This window comes from Shewanella sp. A22, from assembly GCF_053850585.1.
Genome location: NZ_JBSQBN010000250.1, coordinates 1 through 1221, shown reverse-complemented (window position 1 = coordinate 1221; position 1221 = coordinate 1). Strand labels below are relative to the sequence as shown.

General features: G+C 43.6%; 1 protein-coding gene. It reads right to left on the bottom strand.

All coding sequences use genetic code 11. The features are described from left to right. Positions 1 to 21: 21 nt before the first annotated feature. A complete protein-coding gene (locus tag ACWXWT_RS20545) occupies positions 22 to 1143 on the bottom strand; it encodes an ISAs1 family transposase (protein WP_456043410.1) in 1122 nt (373 codons plus the stop codon). Positions 1144 to 1221 lie beyond the last annotated feature (78 nt).

Genomic DNA, 1221 nt, shown 5'->3' with positions numbered 1-1221 from the left:
ACAGGGCAAGAGCATGAAAATTCACTTGCCAAATATGACCGTTTCAAGGTAGTCGGGATTACGATTGGCCTTCATTTGTTTTGCTCTTACTCCTTTCTTAAAGGTAATTTCTGATTGAAGTCGATTCATCGCAATATGCCTAACACCAGCCATGATTTCCGGTGCTCCATTACGACGGATACGACAATCATCCTCCTTCATTCCTACATCAAGCTTCCAGTGTAATCCATTTTCGATACCCCAGTGTTCTCGCGCACTGCCAGCCAACGCTTCAGCCGTTAACGCTGCTGAGCTTATGTAATACCTAAAGTTTAACTCTTTGGATACTTTGCCTTTTTCTTTTCTATAAGAAACGATTACCCCGACCGTAGTTAACATTGGCCAATCTGCCGATGCGGGTATCTGACTCATGTCATTGGCAACAATACAGCACCTGTACTCTTCTCTATTTCGTTGGTAATCTGCTTCCTGAAACAGCGTTCCTTGCTGACACTGGCGGCTTATTTCTGGCCCTAATAATCTCTCAACTTGGGCAAATAACTTAGGCTGATTGCCTTTAAGCGCCAGCAGATAATTGGCATCTTTATCCAAAATTTTCTGGGCAATGGCTTTCTGACATCCCATGGCATCGATGGTGACTAGACAACCTTTTATTTCTAACAGGTCAAGCAGGACTGGGATGGCCGTTATCTCATTCGATTTACAGTCGGTTTTCTGTTGTCCAAGCACCACGCCATTTTCGCAAGCAAACGCGCTCACCATATGAATGGCATCCTTCCTATCAGCCTGATTAAATGAACCTTTTACTCTTTTCCCATCAATAGCAATCACTTGCCCATCGGTCACCTGGTGGCAGTCTTGCATCCATTTCGAAAAACAGGATTGAAACGTGCTCATATCGATAGTGCTGATAACCCTCGCTATCGTGTCATGTTTAGGTATACCATTTTCAAAAGAGACAAACTTGCGTAACCAATCGAGACGGTCGTGTCCAAAATCCTCAATCTCCTCCCACCCTTGGCACCCAGCGATCACAGCGCTGATTGTAAGGAATAGAATATCAAAGAGTTTATGGACAACTTTACCTTGTTGACGGGGGTCATCAATGTTTGAAAAGTACTTGAATAGCTGCAGTTGCGACATGGGTTAACTCACTTCTTACTAAAAAGAAGTATAAGATCACAAACTTAAGTCAAGGTAAAGCTTCGTGATCTTGCCCTG

Coding starts and splice junctions, on each gene's coding strand:
- ACWXWT_RS20545 (WP_456043410.1), bottom strand. CDS start 1,143: ATGTCGCAACTGCAGCTATTCAAGTACTTTTCAAACATTGATGACCCC.